We start from the raw sequence: 20,617 nt of genomic DNA, 5'->3' as shown, positions 1-20,617 counted from the left end.
AGTTTATTAATATTTATATTAAATGTATTGGATAGGGAAGGATAACTATTAAGTATCATTCGGAGAATAAGATATTGCTAGGGCGAGTTATATAAAATCTTCACAAAGTGGTATAAAGATTCGCAAAATAAATATTATAAAAAGTTTCGGGGGAATTGGTACATGAAAAATAGTATGACTTACATTCAATTATTAAATGAAACGTTACGTTGTTATGCAAATAAAGGAAGTTTTGAAGCGTACAATTATATAATGGAAAACGCTACAGGTGTAATAGGGAATGAGGCGCAAATATATAATTTTAAGTATGCGCTCGCAAGTGCATCAGGACTTGAAAAAGAAGCATTACATTTAATGAGGGAGGCCATTATAGAAAAGGGATTCTGGTATGGAAATGAATATTTAATTTCCGACGAAGATTTAAAATCACTACATAAATTTGAAGAATTTCATACAATGGTGCAATTATGTAAAGAAAGAGAAGAATTAGCACATAAAAAGGAAAGACCAGATGTGAAATATATATACAGCAAGAAAGAGGGGAATCTACTACTTACATTACATGGTGACCAAGAAAATATTCAAATAGTAGAGCCATATTGGAAATCAGTTTTGACACAAGATTACACGTTAGCTTTACCACAGTCTTCACAAATTCAGTTTTCAGATGGATTTGTTTGGGATGATATAGAGAGAGGGAAAGAAGAATTAAAAGAGCATTACAATAAGTTTATAGAAAATCATACAGTAGAAAATGTAATAATTGGCGGTTTTTCTGCAGGGGCAAGAGTAGCTTTATATACGATTTTGCAAAAAGATATAGATGTGGATGGTTTTGTTTTTATAGCACCGTGGCTTCCCGAGATTGAAGAATGGGATGAGTTGCTAAGAGTGCTGCAGGATAAACATATAAAAGGATATATAGTATGCGGGGATCAAGATGGAGATTGTTTCGAATCCACGCAGCAATTTGTACGATTATTAAGAGATAAGAATATAGAACATAAGTATAAAGTTGTGCCTAACTTAAATCATGATTATCCTATTAACTTTGATGAGCTATTAAAAGAAGCTATTGAATATATAGGAAATAAAAACAATAAGTAGTAAGAAAAAGAGATGCATCATATGTGATGCATCTCTTTTTAGAGTTATAAATTAAAAGCATTTGCTAGTAAGCGATAAGACTTTAATTTATGTTCAAATTGATGGGTAATCGTGACAATCATAAATTCGTCAGTATTGTATGCTTTGCTTAAGTTTATTATTTTTTCTTTTACAGAAGACGGATCACCAACAATCATACGTTGACGATTTTCTTTTATACGGAATAAATCATAAGCACTGTATGAATAATTTTGAGCAGTTTCAATAGAAGGTGTACCAGTAGTTCGTTTTCCTTGCTCTAATAATAAGATTGATAAATCTAAACTAGAAGCAATTTTTTCCGCTTCTTCATTTGTTTCTCCGCATATAACAAAGATGGCAACGATTGAATTAGGCTTATCTCCTAAAAATGAAGGCTGATATTGTTCTTGGTAAGCCCTCATAACTTCAGGGCCTCCGAAGCCATTAATAAATTGTGCAAATGCGAAAGAAGCTCCATTGTTTGCAGCAATTTTAGCGCTCTCTCCGCTAGAACCGAGCATCCACATTTCAGGAGATGTTGGGATAACTGGAGTGGCTTTTAAGTTTGCATAGTGATGGTTTTCTGGTATTTGATCATGTAAGTACATTGCAACGTCTGCAATTTGTTCTGGATATTGATCAAGTGAGACCATTTTCCCTTCTTGAAGTGCGCGAGTTGCTATTGGCATACCACCAGGAGCTCTACCAACACCGAGATCGATGCGGTTCGGATACAGTGCTTCTAGAACACGGAAATTCTCAGCAACTTTATATGGGCTATAATGTGGTAACATAACACCACCTGAACCGACTCTAATACGATCCGTTTTTGCGGCAATATGAGAAATAAGTATTTCTGGACTTGAACCAGCTAAGCTTACGGAATTATGATGTTCGGATACCCAAAAACGTGTGAATCCGAGTTTTTCAACTTCTTGTGCAAGCGTAACTGTATGTGAAAAAGCTTGGGCTGCTGTGCTACCATCTGAAATAGGTGATTGGTCTAATACACTTAACTTGATCATAGAATATACCTCTCAATCTTAATGTACATCCTATTATATATTTACTTATGAAAAATGCGTAGTGAAATGCTCAAAATGAAAAGTGGATAATCCTATTTCCGCTTTTAATGAGAAAATCCGCGTTCATAATGATTCATTTCAACCAGATTTAAAATATATTCATAGTTGTCAACTTCACATTTTAGCTGTTCACGTTCTTTTTCAGATAGTGTCATATTGCTAAGTTTTTTACATAAGTTTTGTTTCTTTAATTCTAAATGCTTTTTTGTAGCGTGGTAATCATAAGTATGTTTCATTTTTTAGTCACTCCTTCGTTGCGATTGCTATATTATACGAAGCATAAAGAAATATGAAATCTGTCTCTTATGTACTTTTAGTGAATATTCAAATTGCAATGGTGTTATGTTTATGGAGATTTATGAATAAAATGCACTAAACCACTAACGTCTATTTGATGAAGTAAGGGGTGGAATTGTGCAGAAAGATATAATGTATAACACTGAAATGGATGAAGCGTTAAAAGTTATAGATAAAGGATTGAAGAAGACGATAAATCCAAAACAAATTATTGTAGTGGGAGCTGGTATGGCTGGATTAGTTTCAGCATCTTTATTAAAGGCTGCAGGACATGATGTGAAAATTTTTGAAGCAAACAACCGGGTAGGTGGCCGTATAGAAACGGTTAGAATGGAAGATACCGGATTATATTTAGATGTCGGAGCAATGAGAATTCCGTATTCGCATACATTAACGATGGCGTATATAAGAAAATTTGGGCTACAGGTGGGTCCTTTTATTAATAGAAATGAGACGGATATTATATACGTAAATGGACGGAAAACGACGTTGAAACAATATGAAAAGGATCCAAATATTTTAAGGTATCCTGTGGAAATGAATGAAGTGGGAAAAACGTCTGAAGAACTATTGTTATTAGCAGTACAGCCGATAATAAATTTTATTAAAAGAAATCCAGAGAAAAATTGGGATGTTGTAGTGAAGGATTTTGGGAGATATTCCACAGGACAATTTTTGAAGTATCACCCTTATCAGTATAATACTTACTTTTCGCCAGTAACAATTGAGATGATTGGTGTTCTATTAGATTTAGAAGGTTTTTTGGAACGATCGTTTGTAGAGACTTTACGCTTTCTATACATTATGCAAGAGGAGAGCGGATTTTGTGAAATTGTGGGCGGGAACGATAGATTGCCAAAGTCATTTTTACCGCAATTAGAAGAGAATATTATATATAATCAAAAATTAATGAAGCTACATCAACACGATAATGGTGTGACAGCTTTCTATCGGAACGAGGAAACTTTTGAATATAGCAGTATTACAGGAGATTTAGTTATTGTTACCATTCCGTTTTCGACAATGCGTTTTGTAGAAGTAGATCCGTTTGATTCTATATCTCATGAAAAATGGAAAGCAATTCGTGAATTACATTATATGCCTGCGACGAAAATAGGAATTCAATTTAAAAGCCGATTTTGGGAAGAACAAGGACAATTAGGTGGCAGAATTATAACAGATTTGCCAATTCGTTATGCCTATTATCCAAGTTATGGAATTGGTGAGAAAGGACCGGCTATGATGTTAGGTAGCTATACATGGTCTTATGACGCATTGTTATGGGATGGTTTATCAAAAGGTGATCGTATTTATTACGCATTACACAACTTAGCAACAATATTAGGTGGTCAAGTGTATGATGAGTTCATATCTGGAATATCAAAAAGCTGGACATTGGATCCGTATGCGCTTGGAGGATTTGCACTTTTTCAAGCAGGTCAAGAATCTGAGCTGCAACCAGCGATTGTCAAACCAGAGGGGAGAATATTCTTCGCTGGAGATCATACAACGCTATATCACGGATGGATTCAAGGTGCGATTGAATCTGGAATTCGTGTAGCGGCGGAAGTGAATGAGTAAAAGGTTTTCAATTCAGAAAATTCTTTACTATATAACTTGAGATGGATATTATTATATATAAAAGAATTATGGGGAGTGTTTACAGTGAATCCGTTATTATTCGATTTTCCTTCTGAATTTTATACTGACAGGCTTTTTATTCGAATGCCGAAACCAGGAGATGGTAAAGTTGTATATGATGCAATTCAGGCTTCAATACAAGAACTAAAACCTTGGATGGTGTTTGCACAAAAAGAGCAAACAGAGCAAGAAATAGAAGAAAGTATTAGAAAATCACATATTCAATTTTTGCAACGTGAGGATTTAAGATTACTAGTATTTTCGAAAGAAACAGGTGAATTTATTGCTTCAGCCGGATTACATCGTATTAATTGGGATATACCTCAATTTGAAATCGGATATTGGATTGATACAAGGTTTAGCGGAAAAGGCTATATGGTAGAGGCTGCGAAAGGTATAACGGATTACGCTTTTTCTGAATTGAAAGCAAACCGTGTAGAAATTCGTTGTGATTCTTTAAATAAGAAGAGTAGAGCGATACCTGAGAAATTAGGCTTTAAGTTAGAAGGTACGTTAGAAAGTGCGAGTGTTGCGGTAGATGGAAACGGATTAAGGGATATGTGTGTATTTGCCATGACTAGAAATACATATGAAAAAGAAGAGCTGTAAGAAAACAGCTCTTCTTTTTATGCATTATGGTACAGGATGCCCATTAGAGCTTTCGAAAATTGTAAACCATTGTTGACGGTCTAAGTTAACGTTTGTAGCAAGAGCAGCCGTTTTTACGCGATCTAATTTACCAGAGCCAACGATTGGCATCATATTAGCTGGATGAGCAAGTAACCAAGCATACATAACCGTATCGATACTAGAAACACCTAGCTCAGTAGCAACTTTTTGCATAGTTTCACGTACACGTACGGCGCGTTCTGATTGACCAGTAAAGATTTCCCCACCAGCAAGAGGTGACCAAATCATTGGATTGATTCGTTTTTCTTGGCATAAATCAATTGTCCCTTTTTCAAAATGCTCAAGCTGCAATGCAGAAACTTCAATCTGGTTCGTAATAAGCGGGAAATCTAAGTACGAACTTAACATATTAAATTGTGAAGGTAAGAAGTTAGATACACCGAAGTGACGAACTTTTCCTTCTTGTTTTAATTGTGAAAATGCTTTTGCCACTTCATTTGGATCCATAAAAGGATCGGGACGATGAATAAGTAATACGTCAATATAATTTGTATGTAAATTTTTAAGTGATGCTTCTACACTTTGCATAATATGCTCTGCACTAGTATTGTAGTGAGCAACATATCGCTCTGGAAATTTCGGTGATGGGGGAGCGATTCCACACTTTGTAATAATTTGCATGTTTTCTCGTAAGGAAGGCTTTAATTGTAAAGCTTCGCCAAATAAACCTTCACACGTATATCCGCCGTAAATATCAGCGTGATCAAAAGTAGTAATTCCCATATCCATACAATCTTCAATGAAAGAAAGTAATTCTTGTTTCGTCATATTCCATTCTGCTAAACGCCAAAATCCTTGAATAATACGAGAAAATTCTAGCGTTTCAGCCATTTGAACTCGCTCCATTATAAGTACCCCCTTGATGAATAATAATGTTTTGAAAAGGCTTTCTTACTACATGTTATTATATAGTTAATTAGGTGTACAGACAATAAATATGTTTTGCTACAAAAATGATTTTCTCTATATGCTATAATGTAGAAACATATAGCTATAAGGAGAGGTACGAAATGATTCCAGTAACAATATTAACTGGTTTTCTTGGATCAGGGAAAACGACTTTATTAAATCGTATTTTATCAGAAAATCACGGTAAGAAATTAGCGGTGATTGTAAATGAAATAGGGCAAATTGGCATTGATAATCAGTTGATTATGAATGTAGAAGAAGAAATTATGGAAATGACAAATGGCTGTTTATGCTGTACTGTACGTGAAGATTTACTTGTTGCTTTAAAACAGTTACTGGACGTAAAAGCAGAAGGGAAAATGGATTTTGATGGTTTAGTAATTGAAACGACTGGACTTGCAAATCCAGGGCCGATTATTCAAACATTCTTTTTAGATCCAGTCATTCAATCTGCATACCAAATTAACGGTGTTGTAACGGTGGTAGATAGTTATCATATACATAAACATTTTGAAAAAGGATTAGAGGCAAAAGAGCAAATTGCGTTTGCGGATGTCGTTTTAGTAAATAAATTAGATTTAATTGAAGAGAGTGAGAAAGAAAATCTCTTGCATGAAATTCAAGGAATTAACCCGACTGCAAAGTTAATTGAGGCGACTAACTGTGAGGTAGATATACCATCTTTATTACAAATCCAAACGTTTAAAACGAAAGATACGTTGCAAATTTACCCTCATAAAGAACATAATCACTTAGAAGGTGTGAAATCATTTGTATTACGTGAAGAACGTCCGCTGGATTTACAAAAGCTTAATGAGTGGATGTCAGCTGTCGTTCAAGAGCTAGGGGAATATTTATATCGTTACAAAGGAATTTTATCGATAGACGGAGTAGATAAACGTATCGTTTTCCAAGGTGTACATACGTTATTTGCCGCTTCGTACGATAGAGAGTGGCAAGAGGGCGAAGAGCGAGTAAGTGAAGTAGTTTTCATCGGAAGAGATATTAATAAAGAGTGGTTCCAAGAACATTTTGAAGAGTGTGTGAAATAAGTCTGCGTAAATTGCAGGCTTATTTTTATGAGCATTCTATTAGATTACAAAACAGAATTAAATAAGGGAAAGAAATTAAAAATTGATACATGTATAATAAAAAGCCTGTTTTCACAGGCTTGTATTTTCGTCTATTAGTAACTCCATTACAACACCTACAACTGGACCTTCATCATCAATATCACCATTTAAGCGGAAACCAAATGATTCATACAGTCCCATTGCAAGTTTGTTGTCTGGATGTAAACTTAAGTAAATTATTTTGCATTCAAATTTTTCTTGTAAGAATTGAATGAGTAAGCGAAGGAAACGTTTTGCGTATCCTTTTCCTTGATATTGTTGGTCAATCATAAAGCGATCGAGCCATACACTTTTATGTTTTACTGAATACCATCCATACATTGCATAACCTACAAGTGTTTCTCCATCATATAAACCTACTGACGTTCCGTTTCCTTCATATAATGATTCTGCTAAAGAAAACGCGTTACTTTCAATAAATTGTTGCTGATCTTTTGCGACGTCTAAAGCAACTACTGAACGCCAATTTTTTGCTGTTACTTCACAAATGTGAAGATTCATAATTCCAACTCACCTTCTAAATTAATATAGCTTTAAAGCTAATATGGATAATTTTACTTGTTATTTTGGTCAAGTCAAGGATAAATACATAAAAAGGCAGCTGAATACTAGATTCAGCTGCCTAGAAAATATAATGGATTAGTTTGTTGCTTCTTTCAATGTGTTTACGTTTTCTTCCATTAAAGTGAAGTAATCTTTATTATTTTTTGCATCATCTTCAGAAACAGTAGCTAAGTGATTTAAGCGTAAAACTTTTGTACCAGTTTCTTTTTGAATAACAGATGCTACTTTTGGAGTAGAGAACGTTTCGAATAAAATATATTTTAGATTATGTTCTTTTACTGTTTTTGTAATGTCAGCAAGCTGTTTTTGAGATGGTTCATCAGAAGCTGAAATTCCAGCGATAGGAATTTGTTTTAGGCCGTATCGTTGTTCCCAGTAACCATAGGCAGCATGAGAAACTAAAATTTCTTTCGTTTTTGCGTTCGCTACAGCTGCCTTAAATTGATCGTCTAAATCAGTAAATTTAGTTTGAAGTGCTGCGAAGTTTTTTTCGAATTCTTGTTTATGTTCAGGTTGTAATTCTACAAGTGCATTTTTAATTTTTTCTGCCTGTTTCATTGCTAGAGTAGGGTCTAACCAAATATGCGGGTCTTTATCGTGATGGTGTTCATCTTCTTTATGGCCATCTCCATGATCATGATGCTCTTCTTCAGTAGAAGCACGAAGCTCAATACCTTTAGATGCATTTACAATTTTAACATTTTCTTTTTGTAATGTTTTTTCCATTTTTTCAGCAAATGGTTCTAATTCAGCGCCGTTATAAACGAATAAATTGGCTTTTGCAACTTGTACTGTTTGTTTTTGACTTGGTTCAAATGTATGTGAATCTGCACCAGGTGGGTAAATTGCTTCAACATTTACATAGTCGCCACCGATTTTCTTTGCGAAATCAGCAAGTGGGAAAATCGTTGTATAAACTGTTAGCTTTCCATCTTTCTTGGCATTACTTTCTTTTTTATTTGAGCAGCCAGCGAAAATTAAGGTAAAAATAAGTAAGAATGAAAATATAGTCAATCTTTTAGGCATGAAGTTCTCCTCTTTTCTTTTTTACGGATATATTTTCCCCAATTATAGAAGAAAAATATCATTTTAATACAAAACGGAATAATTACGTTTTAGTTTGCGAACTTAGTATAATACATCTTTAATAAAGTTGCAATAAATAATAATCATTCCGATTTGTTTTTGTTATAAAGTTGTCAAATAAAGGTGTATTATTTTTGCAAATGCATGCATATGTGACAACGCTGTTTTCATATATTGAAAAGGAGGTAAAGAGGGGGATGAGCGCTTGGGTTACTTAATGGAAGCTATTTTATTAATATTAGCGGTAGTATTGCCATTATCTTTCGTATTAATTTTTTTAAGAAGATTAATAAGTAATTTAGGGGACGCTACAACAATAACGAAATTACAAGAGAGAGATGAGAAAAAAGAGTGAGTAAAGCACTATGCGTACGCATAGTGTTTTACTTGTGGTAAAATAAGAGCAGGAAACTCCTAAAGGTTGTATTTTACTGAAGGAGAGAAAAGTAAAATAAGAGGTATATGCATATATGAATAAGCGAACAGCGTTAATACTTGGTGCAAGTGGTTTAGTTGGACAAGAGATAACGCGTCTATTACTTGAATCAGATTACTACGATTCGGTTACTATTTTTGTAAGAGAGCCAATGCAATTTCAACATGAGAAGTTACAGCAGAAACAAGTTGATTTTTCGGTATTAGAGGAATATAAAGAGTTCTTTGCTGTGGATGATGTTTTTAGTTGCTTAGGAACAACAATAAAAAAAGCAAAAACAAAAGCAAATTTTAAAAAAGTAGATTATGAATATACGTTACGAGCTGCTTGTTTAGCTGAAAAACAAGGGGTGCAAAATTTCCTTGTTGTGTCTTCTATGGGAGCGAATCCTAAATCATTTTTCTTTTATTCACAAGTGAAAGGAAAAATGGAAGAAGAATTGCAAAAGTTAGTAATCGGTGGTATTCACATTTTTAGACCATCATTATTAGTAGGAAACCGACAAGAATTTCGTTTCGGCGAACGAATGGCTGAAAAGTTATCTCGTATTATTCCTTTTATTTTTAAAGGGGCTTTCAAAAAGTATAAACCAATTTCAGCTAAAGATGTGGCGAAAGGTATGTATATAACCGCGCTGCGAGAAGAATCGGGTATCCATACTTATAATTCAAATGAAATTACAACGATAGAATAAATAAAACCGAGAAGAATGACTTCTCGGTTTTATTTATTCGTATGAATTTTTCCTGGTGCTCGCTTATATTGGTGAGGTTCTTGCAATTCAAAGCCAAGTTCATTGGCCGCTATTCTTGGGAAGTACGGATTGCGAAGTAATTCACGTCCGATGAAAATTAAATCTGCTTCGTTATTATTTAAAATTTGCTCTGCTTGTGACCCAGTCGTAATCAATCCCACTGCACCAGTTGCAATGTTAGCATGCTCTTTAATATGTTTAGCATATTGTACTTGATACCCAGGATAAACATCGATGCGTGCAGGGACAACAGCTCCAGAGCTACAATCGATTAAATCTACTCCTTGTTCTTTCATCCATTTTGTATACTGAACATAATCTTGAACTGTTAACCCTTCAGGATGATAATCATTTGCTGAAATACGGACAAATAACGGTCCGTTCCAAACTTCATTTATCGAGTCAATGATTTCGCGTAAGAAACGATAGCGGTTTTCAGGTGAACCACCATATTCATCAGTCCGCTTATTGGAAAGCGGAGAAAGAAATTCATTAATAAGATAACCGTGAGCACCGTGTATTTCAATAACATCAAATCCAGCTTGTTTTGATCGTACTGCAGCTTGCTGAAAAGCTAATACAGTATTTTTAATTTGGTGTTTGCTCATTTCTATTGGCATTTTCATTGTTTCATTAAATGGAATGGCTGAAGGAGCTAACGCATCTGTTTCTAATTCTGCTTTTCTTCCGGCGTGAGCGAGTTGAATGGCAGCTTTTGCGCCGTTATCATGTATAAAAGTAGTCGTTTTATGTAAGCCTTCAATTAGGTTGTCATCCCAAATACCTAAATCTTTGTTAGAAATTCGTCCTTCAGCTAACACCGCAGTTGCTTCAACCATAACTAAACCTACTTGGCCAGCAGCGCGAGTTCCATAATGAATGAGATGAAAATTCGTAACGCTGCCATCCTCATTCCCCGATGAATACATACACATAGGCGACATAACGATACGATTTTTTAGTGTAACGTTCTTAATTGTATAAGGTGAAAAAAGCTTGGAATTCATCAAATAGCCTCCTTGATTGAATTTTCTTATATTTTACCATTCTCTTTTTTGTTTCTCTAATAAAACGCTTATACGAAAAATTTTGTATATTCGTGTTACAATGACTAATATGAACTGAATTGGAGGATGGCATATGTACCAGGCTTATTATGAAAGCGAAGTAGGTTTGCTTGAAATTACAGCGAATCAAGAAGGAATTACGTCTGTTATATTTGTTGATGAACGACAAGAAGAAAATAAAAATGAAATGATAGAACAATGTATAAATGAGTTAGATGAATATTTTAAAGGGAAAAGAAAAGAGTTTACGGTCCCGCTGTCTGCGGAGGGAACAGCATTTCAAAAAAATGTATGGGATGCACTTTATACTATTCCATACGGCGTAAGTGCTTCATATTTAGATATTGCAGAGAAAGTTGGAAATATAAAAGCTGTACGGGCAATAGGAGGGGCAAATAGTCGAAATCCAATTTCAATAATTGTTCCATGTCACCGTGTAATAGGAAAGAGTGGAAAGCTTGTTGGATATGCTGGTGGTTTATGGAGGAAAGAGTGGTTATTAAAACACGAAGGTATTTTGAAATGACGTATGGATGGGAAGAGGGATTGTTTTGAAATGTATAAATTGTGGGCAACCTTGCGAGGAGGAACAGTTAAATTGTGCAAGTTGTCAGCGAAACTTGGATAATGAACAAGAGGAAGGTAGCTCGTTAATAGATAAAGAACTAGAAGTATATGTAGGGAGACAATATCCGTATTACAAAAGGAAATGGGAACTTGAGAATAAGCGGATTGCTAGGTGGAGTTGGAATGGTTGGGCTGCTATTTTCAATATAGGCTGGCTAGGATATCGTAAGTATTATGTACCAGCTGCTTTATTTATGTTGTTATTAGTAGCGTGTGATGCATTTTCGTATTATATGGGATTTAATGTAGCGTTGCCAATCATTAATATGGTGCCTCTTACGTTTTTATTACTCATTTTTATTCTGTTTGGAATGGGGATTTTTGCAAATGGATTATACTATCAATTTGCGGAAAGATGTATATACCGAATAAAAGCAAGAGAAATAAAAGATAAATCAGTTGAAAACTATCTAATCAATGATAGCGGCGGAACGAGCAAAATGGGAGCGACAATTGTTACTATTTTAGCAGTTGCTAGCATATTTTTTAGTCATTTCTTTTTTCCGACTGATCGAGACGTTATTCAAAAGGTTCGTACAAGCTCGCTTTATGAATATCCTTTCTTTTCAATAGGTGAATCTTTCGAAAATTATTTTCAAAATTCAGGTTGGATATATTATCGTGGAACGGAAGGGTTAGAATTAGTAGAATTCCAAGGATATAACACCGGAACGCCAAGACAAAAGGTGAAGATTCAATTTGTTGTCGATTATAAATTAGGTGAAGTGGAACCATACTCACTTATGGTTAATGGTGAATCTAAAACTGAAGAAGAGTTTTTGAAGCTGATGGAAGAAATATTTAAAGTTCAAAATCCATTTGATATAGAGGATGGATTACAAGTAAATGCTATTCAAGAAAGCGGCTGGAAAGAAATTTCCGATCGCTTTTTTCTATGTTTGTTAAAATAAATATTTAAAATAATCAGAATCTTTTGTATAATGAAATATATTATATAGGATTTAACTTATACATATAGATTGGGGGAAGGAAGAATGAAGAGAAAGACAACAACAATTGCTGCACTTGCGTTAACGACGAGTGTATTGGTTGCAGGATGTGGGAATGGTGAGAAGGCTTCGACAACGAAGAAAGAATCGAATAAGGGAATGGCTGATAAACAAGTTTTAAATTTGCTAGAAACAGCTGAAATTCCTTCAATGGATACATCTAAATCAACGGATTCTGTATCTTTCCGTGTATTTGTAAATGCAATGGAAGGTTTATATCGTCTAGATAAAGATAATAAACCAACACCAGGTATGGCAAAAGATGTGAAGATTAGTGAAGATAAAAAGACATATACATTTGAATTACGTGATGCGAAATGGTCAAATGGTGATCCAGTTCGAGCACAAGATTTTGTATATGCATGGCAACGTACATTAGATAAAGCAATAGCGGCAGAATATGCATTCATTTTATTTGATGTGAAAAATGCACAGAAAGTAAATAAAGGTGAATTACCAGCAGATCAATTGGGTGTTAAAGCGAAGGATGATAAAACGTTGGTAGTAGAATTAGAGCAACCAACACCTTATTTTCTTGAGCTTACGTCGTTCCCTACATTTTTCCCATTAAATGAAAAATATGTGAAAGAGCAAGGAGATAAATACGGATTAGAAGCAGATAAATTAGTATATAATGGACCATTTACAATGAGTCAATGGAAACATGAACAAAATTATCAGTTAAAGAAAAATCCTAATTATTGGGATAAAGATACTGTAAAGTTAGACGAAATTAATGTAAGTATTGTGAAGGAAACAAGCACGGGAGTAAATTTATATGATAGTGATCAAGCAGATCGAGTTATTTTAACTTCTGAATTTGTTGATAAATATAAAAAGAATAAGCCAGATGAATTTAAAACGAAGTTAGATCCACGCATATATTTCTTACGTTTTAACCAAAAAAATGCAACATTTAAAAACCAAAAAGTACGTGAAGCGATTGATTTAGCATACGATAAAAAAGGAATTGCTGATGTCATTTTAAATGACGGTTCATTGCCAGCATATTTCTTAGTACCTGAAAAATTCACGACAGGTCCGGATGGAAAAGATTTCCGCTCTGTAAATAAAAACTTCCGTGATAGTAAAGATAACGCAGAGAAAGCCAAAAAATTATGGGAAGAAGCGAAGAAAGAGCTTGGGCAAGATACAATTACGGTTGAATTACTAAACGATGATAACGGTAGCCGTAAAAAAGTAGGCGACTTTATTAAGGAAGAACTAGAGAAAAACTTGCCTGGTATTAAAGTGAATTTGAAACAGCAACCATACAAGCAGAAGCTAGATTTAGAAAAGAAATTCCAATATGAATTCTCATTATCTGCATGGAGTCCTGATTATCCGGATCCAATGACTTATATTGATATGTTTGTTACTGGAAGCTCATTTAATGAAATGGATTATTCTAATCCGAAGTATGATGATTTAGTAGCGAAATCAAAAGGAGAGCTATTAAAAGATGATAAAGCACGCTGGAATGCACTTGCGGAAGCTGAAAAAATCTTAATTGGTCAAGACGCAGCAATTTCTCCTACGTACCAACAAAGTACAGCTTATTTAGAGAAGCCGTTTGTAAAAGGCATTGCTAACCATACGTTTGGCGGGGACTTCAGTTATAAATGGGCATATATTACAAAAAAATAGTATAATAAAAGATGAGTGAATTTTCGCTCATCTTTTATTTGTATAAGGAGGAATTATAGTTGTTAAGGGGAATCAATCATATTTGTTTTTCGGTATCTAATTTAGAAAACTCTATTATGTTTTATGAAAAAGTATTAGAAGGAGAATTATTAGTTAAAGGAAGAAAATTGGCTTATTTTAACATATGTGGAGTATGGATAGCGCTTAATGAAGAGACGCATATTCCGAGAAATGAGATTCATCAATCTTATACGCACATTGCATTTTCTGTTGAACAAGAAGACTTTAAATGTCTAATACAGCGATTAGAAGAAAATGATGTTCATATTTTACAAGGAAGAGAACGTGATGTAAGAGATTGCGAATCTATATACTTTGTTGATCCTGACGGTCATAAATTTGAGTTTCACTCAGGGACACTGCAAGACCGTTTAAATTATTATAGAGATGAGAAACCTCATATGACATTTTATTAGGGAGGGATAGCATTTGCATGCACTTGTAATTGGTGGAACAGGAATGCTAAAGAAAGTTTCTATGTGGCTTTGTGAGAAAGGATTTTATGTTTCTATTATCGGGCGAGATGAAGTGAATTTAGAAAATGTTAAGCGAATGAGTTCTGCACCAGAAAATATTACATGCCTTTCGTTAGATTATCATAATGATGAAGATGTAAAGCTAGCTATTAAAAGTACAATTAAGAAAAATGGCCCGATCACATTAGTTGTTGCATGGGTACACACAAGTGCAAAGCATGCACTATCAAATATTTGTAAAGAACTAGATTTGTCGTCTAAAACATATAGTTTATTTCATATTTTAGGTAGTAAAGCATCACGTATGCCTGCACAAAAAATAGGGAGTACGCGATGTATTTATTATAGAATTATTTTAGGTTTTATTTTAGAAGATACATATGGAAGATGGCTTACTCATGAAGAGATAGCTGATGGAGTTATAAAAGGGATTGAAAGTAAACGAGCGGAGTGGATTGTAGGGAGAGTTGAACCGTGGGAATTACGACCAACATGGTGAGGGGGAGTAAGAAATGAAAACAACTATATATGTAACAAGGCATGGTGAAACAGAGTGGAATGTAGCGAAGCGAATGCAGGGACGAAAAAATTCTGCTTTAACTGAAAATGGTATAGTTCAGGCGAAACAATTAGGGAATCGAATGAAAGATTTACCAATCCATGCGATCTATAGTAGTCCGAGCGAAAGAACACTTCATACGGCAGAGTTAATAAAAGGGGAACGTGATATACCCATTATAGCGGATGAGCATTTCTATGAAATCAACATGGGTATATGGGAAGGACAAACAATCGCGGATATAGAAAAGCAATTTCCAGAAGAAGTACATCTATTTTGGAATGAGCCACATCTTTTTCAGTCAACATCAGGCGAAAATTTCGAGGCCGTTTATGAAAGAGTAATTGAAGGGATGCAGCTTCTTTTAGAGAGGCATAAAGGACAAAACATATTGATTGTTTCTCATGCGGCAGCAGCAAAATTACTTATAGGGCATTTCGCGGGAATGGAAATAGAAAATGTGTGGGATGATCCATTTATGCATAGTGCCAGTTTGAGCATAATAGAATTTGAAGAGGGTATTGGTAAAGTGAAACAATTTGCAGATATAAGTCACTTTCAATAAATGTAAAAAAGGCCGCAAAACGGCCTTTTTTGGGTGGTATAAAAACTAGCAGTTACGTTTTTTATACCAGAAGTGATCGAATTTCTTATTTTTGCAAGATGGGAATTTATGTCCGCCTTTGCAATCATTCCATTTGTGTCCGCTATCGTGACAGTCTTTACCATGATCACATGAATCATCGCAAGAGTGACCGTGTCTGTTAGGGAAGAATTCGCATTTTTTACAGAAACTTCGTTTTGTCCAGAAAAATTTCTTTTCAAAGCGTATGCATTTTGTAATGAATGTACAATGTTTTCTGCGAGTCCGCTTTGTAACTAATACGCATTCTTTTCTACGCGTTACTTTCGTAACGAACGTCCATTTTTGAACACGTACACGTGTACATTTCGTAACAAATGTCCATTTTTTTACATGCGTACATTTTGTAACGAACGTACAATGTTTCACGCGAGTACATCTTGTTCTTGGACATTTACCCCCAGTTGTACATTTACATCCAGTTGTACAATGATGATGAGTGAATTTATCATCATCGCATTCAAAAGTACTTGGATCTTGGTGTAAGAAATCCTCCATCCCAGCACTTTTGATTTCTTCGACAGCTTTTCTAATATCACGTTTCATAGAAATCCTCCTTATCATGTATTAAAGTGAAAAGGTATTCTTTTTCCTTAACATGATATGTATGTAGGCATCTTTCTGAACAGGACAAGAGTGTAATTTTATATAAATAGATGATTGCGGATGTATGGACAAGACAAGGCGCATACATTGAATGAAGAGAACTGAGAAGGGATGAGAAAACATGCTGCCTTCATATGATTTTTTTGTTCATCCAATGTACTTAGTGGAATTGAAAAAGGACATTTGGTCAGATAGTCCAGTGCCAGCAAAATTAACTTATGGAAAAAAGAAGTATGACATTGATATCGTATACCGAGGAGCTCATATTCGCGAATTTGAGAAAAAGTCTTATCATGTTATGTTTTATAAGCCTAAAAAATTTCAAGGTGCGAAAGAGTTTCATTTGAATTCGGAGTTTATGGATCCGTCTCTCATACGAAATAAATTATCTTTAGATTTTTTTCATGATATTGGTGTACTTTCGCCAAAATCACAACATGTATTTATAAAAATTAATGGTCAAATTCAAGGTGTGTATTTACAGTTAGAATCGGTTGATGAAAATTTTTTGAAAAATAGAGGATTACCGAGTGGTTCTATTTATTATGCGATAGATGATGATGCGAATTTTTCATTAATGAGTGAACGAGATAAAGATGTTAAGACAGAGCTCTTTGCGGGTTATGAATTTAAATATTCGAATAAAAATAGTGAAGAACAACTGAGTGAATTTGTATTTCAAGCGAATACTTTGACGAGGGAAGCCTATGAAAAAGAAATTGGGAAGTTTCTACATGTAGATAAATATTTACGATGGTTAGCAGGAGTTATTTTTACGCAAAACTTTGATGGTTTCGTTCATAACTATGCACTATATCATAACGATGAAACAAATTTATTTGAAGTTATACCGTGGGATTATGATGCGACTTGGGGGCGAGATGTACAAGGGAGACCACTTAATCATGAATATATTCGCATTCAAGGGTATAATACGTTAAGTGCAAGATTGCTAGACATACCTGTATTTAGAAAGCAGTATCGAAGTATTTTGGAAGAAATATTAGAAAATCAATTCACAGTTTCGTTTATGAGGCCGAAAGTAGAAGGGTTGTGTGAATTGATTCGCCCATATTTACTACAAGATCCATACATGAAAGAAAAATTAGAAACATTTGATCAAGAGGCTGATATGATTTATGAATATATAAATAAAAGAAGAAAGTATATACAAGACCACTTACATGAATTAGATTAATTTTGAAAGAGATTGAAACGTTATCAATCTCTTTTTTTTGTATAATAAAGATGTATCAATAAAAATGAAGTAATATATTTGATAGAGAATGGGGATGCGGATATATGACGATTAAATGGATTGATTGGGTAAAACAAATACAATCTATAGCTCAAGCGGGTTTAACGTATTCTAAGGATGTGTATGATATTGAGCGTTTCCAGCAATTACGAGATATTTCTATTTCAATGATGTCACATTACACGAAAACAGATTGGGAAGTCGTAGAGAAATTATTTGCAAGTGAGACAGGCTATCAAACACCTAAAGTTGATATAAGAGCGGTTGTTTTTCAAAATGAAAAGTTATTATTTGTGAAAGAAAAAAGCGATGGGAAATGGGCATTGCCAGGTGGATGGGCTGATGTCGGTTACACGCCAACTGAAGTTGCAGCAAAAGAAGTTTTCGAAGAGACTGGTTATGAGGTAGATCATTTTAAGTTACTAGCTATATTTGATAAAGAAAAACATCAACCATCTCCATCGGCGACGCATGTATATAAGATTTTCATTGGATGCGAGATTATTGGTGGAGAAAAGAAAACTAGTATTGAAACAGAAGAGGTGGAGTTTTTTGGTGAAAATGAATTGCCTAATTTATCAATTGCTAGAAATACAGAAGACCAAATTAAAGAGATGTTTGCCTACATGAAAGACCCGCAGAAAGAGAAATTAATAGATTAATCCTGCTTGAATTGTACATATTGTTAAAATGAAGATATTGGCAGATTGCAGCCTTTATGTAATAATGGGATGGTATGTGAAGAAAAAAGGAGATAAAAAAGAACATGTTAGCAAACATAATAGATCAGTTATTGCAATTTTTTGCAAGCTTAGGTTACTTTGGAGTAGCTCTTGCTTTAATGATTGAAGTAATCCCGAGTGAAATTGTACTTTCGTATGCTGGCTTTTTAGTAGCGAATGGTAAAATTAGTTTTGTGGGTGCAGTTATCGCCGGAACGATTGGTGGTACTTTAGCGCAAATCTTTTTATACTGGCTTGGATACTACGGAGGGCGTCCGGTTGTAGAGAAATATGGGAAATATCTACTTATTAATAAACATCATTTAGACATAGCGGAAGGTTGGTTTAAGCGTTATGGAGCAGGCGTAATATTTTCTGCGCGCTTTATCCCAGTAGTACGTCATGCGATCTCTATTCCAGCAGGACTAGCTAAGATGCCATTAAAACTATTTACACTTTATACGGTTGTAGCGATCATTCCATGGTCAATTCTATTTATATACTTAGGTGAAAAACTTGGTGGGAATTGGCGACAAATTAAAGAGTATGCATCTGATTACACACATTACATAATTATAGGAGCTGTTCTTTTTATTGCTCTATACTTTGGTTTAAAGTATTTCAAAAAGAAAACAGCAGCGCGTTAAAGTCAATGATTTTTCATTGGCTTTTTTTGTTTGTTTCGGTTCTAAAGAAAAGGAGTTGTCCATAATGTGTAATAATAAAGCGTAGCGGAGGAATGTGATGAAAGGGTCACCGTTTATACGTGGAACAATATTTTTAACGATGGCAACGATGATATCAAAAATGTTAGGGTTTATATATGTTATACCATTTACAGCGATGGTCGGTACGAGTGGTTACGTTCTATACACATATGCATATCGTCCTTATACCATCATGCTCAGTATAGCAACAATGGGATTACCGCTAGCTGTTTCAAAGATGGTATCAAAATATGATCAACTGAATGATTATCATACGGTTAAGAGAGTGTTGAAAAGTGGAATCGTGTTTATGTTTATAATGGGAGCCATTTCGTGTTTTACGTTATATATGCTAGCTCCGCATTTAGCTAAACTTGTCATCGATGGGAATGATCAAACGGGGAATAGTGTAGGAGCGGTTACTACTAATATTCGAATTGTAAGTTTTGCGTTAATACTTGTGCCAGTAATGAGTTTATTAAGGGGCTTCTTTCAAGGATTCCAATCGATGGGGCCTTCTGCATTAAGTGTAGTTGTAGAGCAATTTTTTCGGGTTTTAACCATTTTAATAGGAAGCTTTGTCGTTTTATATGTTTTAAAAGCTTCTGTTTCGCTAGCGGTTGGTATTTCAACGTTCGGTGCATTTATGGGAGCTGTAGGTGGATTAACTGTTTTAAGTGCGTATTATATAAGAAGGAGAAGGCACTTAAAGAAAAAAGAGATGGAAAGTATACCACAAACAACGAAATCTTTTTTCTCATTGTATAAGGAGCTCTTTACATATTCTATTCCTTTTGTTGTGGTGGGCTTAGCAATTCCGTTGTATCAGACGATTGATACATTTACAATTAATAAACTACTTATACAAATAGGGTATATGCAAGGAGAAGCGGAAAAAATTAATGCGATAATTGGTCTTGTTCAAATGGTTGTGCTTATCCCGGTATCCGTTGCGACAGCTTTTAGTATGTCTCTCGTACCAGAGATGACGAAAGCTTACACAGCAGGAAATACGAAGCTATTGTACAAACATTTTACGAGAACAAATGTATTAGTAGTAGCAATTACGGTACCGGCGGCAATTGGAATGATGGTGTTAGCCAAACCTGTATATACTCTTTTATTCGGTGCTGGAAATGATCCAGAGATGGGGAGAATCATTTTACAGTATTATGCTCCTGCTTGCATACTATTTTCTCTTTTTACAGTAACGGCTGCTATGCTACAAGGAATCAATCAACAGCAGAAGACGGTGCTAGGACTAGTGATTGGAATTATTGTGAAGATAGTTTTAAATGTTGTATTGCTTCCGTATTTCGATTATGTAAGTTTTATCATTTCAACATACGCGGGCTATACGATTTCAGTCGGGTTTAACTTGTGGATGCTTTCTAAATATGTTATAAAGGCAACATAAGCTTTTAAGGCAGAGAGCACTCTGTCTTTTTCTATGTTTATCCCGCTTTAACGGGCAGTGAGACCCTCACCTCAAAATTCAGCGAAAAAAAGAAG

General features: G+C 34.7%; 23 protein-coding genes. 16 read left to right on the top strand and 7 right to left on the bottom strand.

The window, feature by feature from the left end; genetic code table 11:
• The first annotated feature begins 162 nt into the window (after window positions 1-162).
• Complete coding sequence (locus ACS2FK_RS15040) at window positions 163-1,107, top strand: alpha/beta hydrolase (RefSeq protein WP_000798316.1); 945 nt, start codon at window positions 163-165, stop codon at window positions 1,105-1,107.
• A 44-nt stretch (window positions 1,108-1,151) separates the two neighbouring features.
• On the opposite strand, the gene ACS2FK_RS15035 is transcribed toward ACS2FK_RS15040, so the two are convergent.
• Both ACS2FK_RS15035 and ACS2FK_RS15030 read right to left on the bottom strand, forming a co-directional pair.
• Window positions 1,152-2,153: an LLM class flavin-dependent oxidoreductase gene (locus ACS2FK_RS15035; RefSeq protein WP_000594040.1), complete on the bottom strand. Its 1,002-nt coding sequence runs from the start codon at window positions 2,151-2,153 to the stop codon at window positions 1,152-1,154.
• A gap of 104 nt (window positions 2,154-2,257) precedes the next feature.
• Window positions 2,258-2,449 (bottom strand): DUF3896 family protein, encoded by a 192-nt coding sequence (locus ACS2FK_RS15030; RefSeq protein ID WP_000683367.1) that lies wholly within the window; start codon window positions 2,447-2,449, stop codon window positions 2,258-2,260.
• 178 nt (window positions 2,450-2,627) lie between these two features.
• Between ACS2FK_RS15030 and ACS2FK_RS15025 the strand changes: the two genes are divergently transcribed.
• Entirely contained in the window at window positions 2,628-4,091 is a 1,464-nt protein-coding gene (locus tag ACS2FK_RS15025) for a flavin monoamine oxidase family protein (protein WP_023521742.1), read from the top strand.
• Between the two features lie 84 nt (window positions 4,092-4,175).
• Window positions 4,176-4,760, top strand: a complete 585-nt coding sequence (locus ACS2FK_RS15020; RefSeq protein WP_016124471.1) for a GNAT family N-acetyltransferase — start codon at window positions 4,176-4,178, stop codon at window positions 4,758-4,760.
• Between the two features lie 24 nt (window positions 4,761-4,784).
• On the opposite strand, the gene ACS2FK_RS15015 is transcribed toward ACS2FK_RS15020, so the two are convergent.
• The gene (locus ACS2FK_RS15015) at window positions 4,785-5,687 is read right to left on the bottom strand and encodes an aldo/keto reductase (RefSeq protein WP_000442793.1); all 903 of its coding nucleotides are present in this window, start codon (window positions 5,685-5,687) and stop codon (window positions 4,785-4,787) included.
• A 164-nt stretch (window positions 5,688-5,851) separates the two neighbouring features.
• Here ACS2FK_RS15015 and ACS2FK_RS15010 point away from each other — a divergent pair, with 164 nt between their 5' ends.
• The gene (locus ACS2FK_RS15010; protein WP_000613426.1) at window positions 5,852-6,802 is read left to right on the top strand and encodes a CobW family GTP-binding protein; all 951 of its coding nucleotides are present in this window, start codon (window positions 5,852-5,854) and stop codon (window positions 6,800-6,802) included.
• A 111-nt stretch (window positions 6,803-6,913) separates the two neighbouring features.
• On the opposite strand, the gene ACS2FK_RS15005 is transcribed toward ACS2FK_RS15010, so the two are convergent.
• Both ACS2FK_RS15005 and ACS2FK_RS15000 read right to left on the bottom strand, forming a co-directional pair.
• Complete coding sequence (locus ACS2FK_RS15005) at window positions 6,914-7,384, bottom strand: GNAT family N-acetyltransferase (protein ID WP_001048677.1); 471 nt, start codon at window positions 7,382-7,384, stop codon at window positions 6,914-6,916.
• 138 nt (window positions 7,385-7,522) lie between these two features.
• Entirely contained in the window at window positions 7,523-8,473 is a 951-nt protein-coding gene (locus tag ACS2FK_RS15000; protein WP_001126153.1) for a metal ABC transporter substrate-binding protein, read from the bottom strand.
• Between the two features lie 265 nt (window positions 8,474-8,738).
• On the opposite strand from ACS2FK_RS15000, the gene ACS2FK_RS14995 reads away from it, so the two are divergent.
• Both ACS2FK_RS14995 and ACS2FK_RS14990 read left to right on the top strand, forming a co-directional pair.
• The gene (locus tag ACS2FK_RS14995) at window positions 8,739-8,888 is read left to right on the top strand and encodes a hypothetical protein (RefSeq protein ID WP_000540932.1); all 150 of its coding nucleotides are present in this window, start codon (window positions 8,739-8,741) and stop codon (window positions 8,886-8,888) included.
• A gap of 115 nt (window positions 8,889-9,003) precedes the next feature.
• Complete coding sequence (locus tag ACS2FK_RS14990) at window positions 9,004-9,663, top strand: oxidoreductase (RefSeq protein WP_001042732.1); 660 nt, start codon at window positions 9,004-9,006, stop codon at window positions 9,661-9,663.
• A gap of 29 nt (window positions 9,664-9,692) precedes the next feature.
• On the opposite strand, the gene namA is transcribed toward ACS2FK_RS14990, so the two are convergent.
• Window positions 9,693-10,730: an NADPH dehydrogenase NamA gene (namA, locus tag ACS2FK_RS14985; RefSeq protein ID WP_001086179.1), complete on the bottom strand. Its 1,038-nt coding sequence runs from the start codon at window positions 10,728-10,730 to the stop codon at window positions 9,693-9,695.
• Between the two features lie 133 nt (window positions 10,731-10,863).
• On the opposite strand from namA, the gene ACS2FK_RS14980 reads away from it, so the two are divergent.
• From ACS2FK_RS14980 to ACS2FK_RS14955, 6 genes are all read left to right on the top strand, one after another.
• Window positions 10,864-11,316, top strand: coding sequence for a methylated-DNA--[protein]-cysteine S-methyltransferase (locus ACS2FK_RS14980; protein WP_000283912.1), 453 nt, complete (start codon window positions 10,864-10,866; stop codon window positions 11,314-11,316).
• Window positions 11,317-11,323: 7 nt separating this feature from the next.
• Window positions 11,324-12,328, top strand: coding sequence for a DUF2628 domain-containing protein (locus ACS2FK_RS14975; RefSeq protein WP_078993398.1), 1,005 nt, complete (start codon window positions 11,324-11,326; stop codon window positions 12,326-12,328).
• 84 nt (window positions 12,329-12,412) lie between these two features.
• Window positions 12,413-14,074, top strand: coding sequence for a peptide ABC transporter substrate-binding protein (locus ACS2FK_RS14970; RefSeq protein WP_063547100.1), 1,662 nt, complete (start codon window positions 12,413-12,415; stop codon window positions 14,072-14,074).
• A 59-nt stretch (window positions 14,075-14,133) separates the two neighbouring features.
• The gene (gene fosB, locus ACS2FK_RS14965; protein ID WP_000943769.1) at window positions 14,134-14,550 is read left to right on the top strand and encodes a FosBx1 family fosfomycin resistance bacillithiol transferase; all 417 of its coding nucleotides are present in this window, start codon (window positions 14,134-14,136) and stop codon (window positions 14,548-14,550) included.
• A 13-nt stretch (window positions 14,551-14,563) separates the two neighbouring features.
• On the top strand, window positions 14,564-15,109 hold the full coding sequence (locus tag ACS2FK_RS14960) for a short-chain dehydrogenase (protein ID WP_000543127.1): 546 nt from the start codon (window positions 14,564-14,566) through the stop codon (window positions 15,107-15,109).
• A gap of 13 nt (window positions 15,110-15,122) precedes the next feature.
• Entirely contained in the window at window positions 15,123-15,734 is a 612-nt protein-coding gene (locus ACS2FK_RS14955) for a phosphoserine phosphatase 1 (RefSeq protein ID WP_000858830.1), read from the top strand.
• A gap of 45 nt (window positions 15,735-15,779) precedes the next feature.
• Here ACS2FK_RS14955 and exsB read toward each other — a convergent pair whose 3' ends face one another.
• Window positions 15,780-16,358 carry an exosporium protein ExsB gene (gene exsB / locus ACS2FK_RS14950; RefSeq protein WP_000817498.1) on the bottom strand — a complete coding sequence of 193 codons (579 nt, stop codon included), beginning with the start codon at window positions 16,356-16,358 and terminating at the stop codon, window positions 15,780-15,782.
• Window positions 16,359-16,539: 181 nt separating this feature from the next.
• Between exsB and cotH the strand changes: the two genes are divergently transcribed.
• The 4 genes from cotH (at window position 16,540) to ACS2FK_RS14930 (ending at window position 20,522) form a co-directional block, all read left to right on the top strand.
• Window positions 16,540-17,616 carry a spore coat protein CotH gene (cotH, locus tag ACS2FK_RS14945; protein WP_000938001.1) on the top strand — a complete coding sequence of 359 codons (1,077 nt, stop codon included), beginning with the start codon at window positions 16,540-16,542 and terminating at the stop codon, window positions 17,614-17,616.
• 104 nt (window positions 17,617-17,720) lie between these two features.
• A complete protein-coding gene (locus ACS2FK_RS14940; RefSeq protein WP_000153584.1) occupies window positions 17,721-18,338 on the top strand; it encodes an NUDIX hydrolase N-terminal domain-containing protein in 618 nt (205 codons plus the stop codon).
• A 104-nt stretch (window positions 18,339-18,442) separates the two neighbouring features.
• Complete coding sequence (locus tag ACS2FK_RS14935) at window positions 18,443-19,045, top strand: DedA family protein (protein WP_063547101.1); 603 nt, start codon at window positions 18,443-18,445, stop codon at window positions 19,043-19,045.
• Between the two features lie 97 nt (window positions 19,046-19,142).
• Window positions 19,143-20,522 (top strand): putative polysaccharide biosynthesis protein, encoded by a 1,380-nt coding sequence (locus tag ACS2FK_RS14930; RefSeq protein WP_063547102.1) that lies wholly within the window; start codon window positions 19,143-19,145, stop codon window positions 20,520-20,522.
• Window positions 20,523-20,617: the final 95 nt, after the last annotated feature.

It is taken from the genome of Bacillus cereus group sp. BceL220 (genome assembly GCF_051776965.1).
GTDB classification, from domain to species: Bacteria; Bacillota; Bacilli; order Bacillales; family Bacillaceae_G; genus Bacillus_A; species Bacillus_A cereus.
The sequence above is the reverse complement of the archived record's forward strand: the minus strand, read 5'-3'. Positions and strand labels throughout refer to the sequence as shown.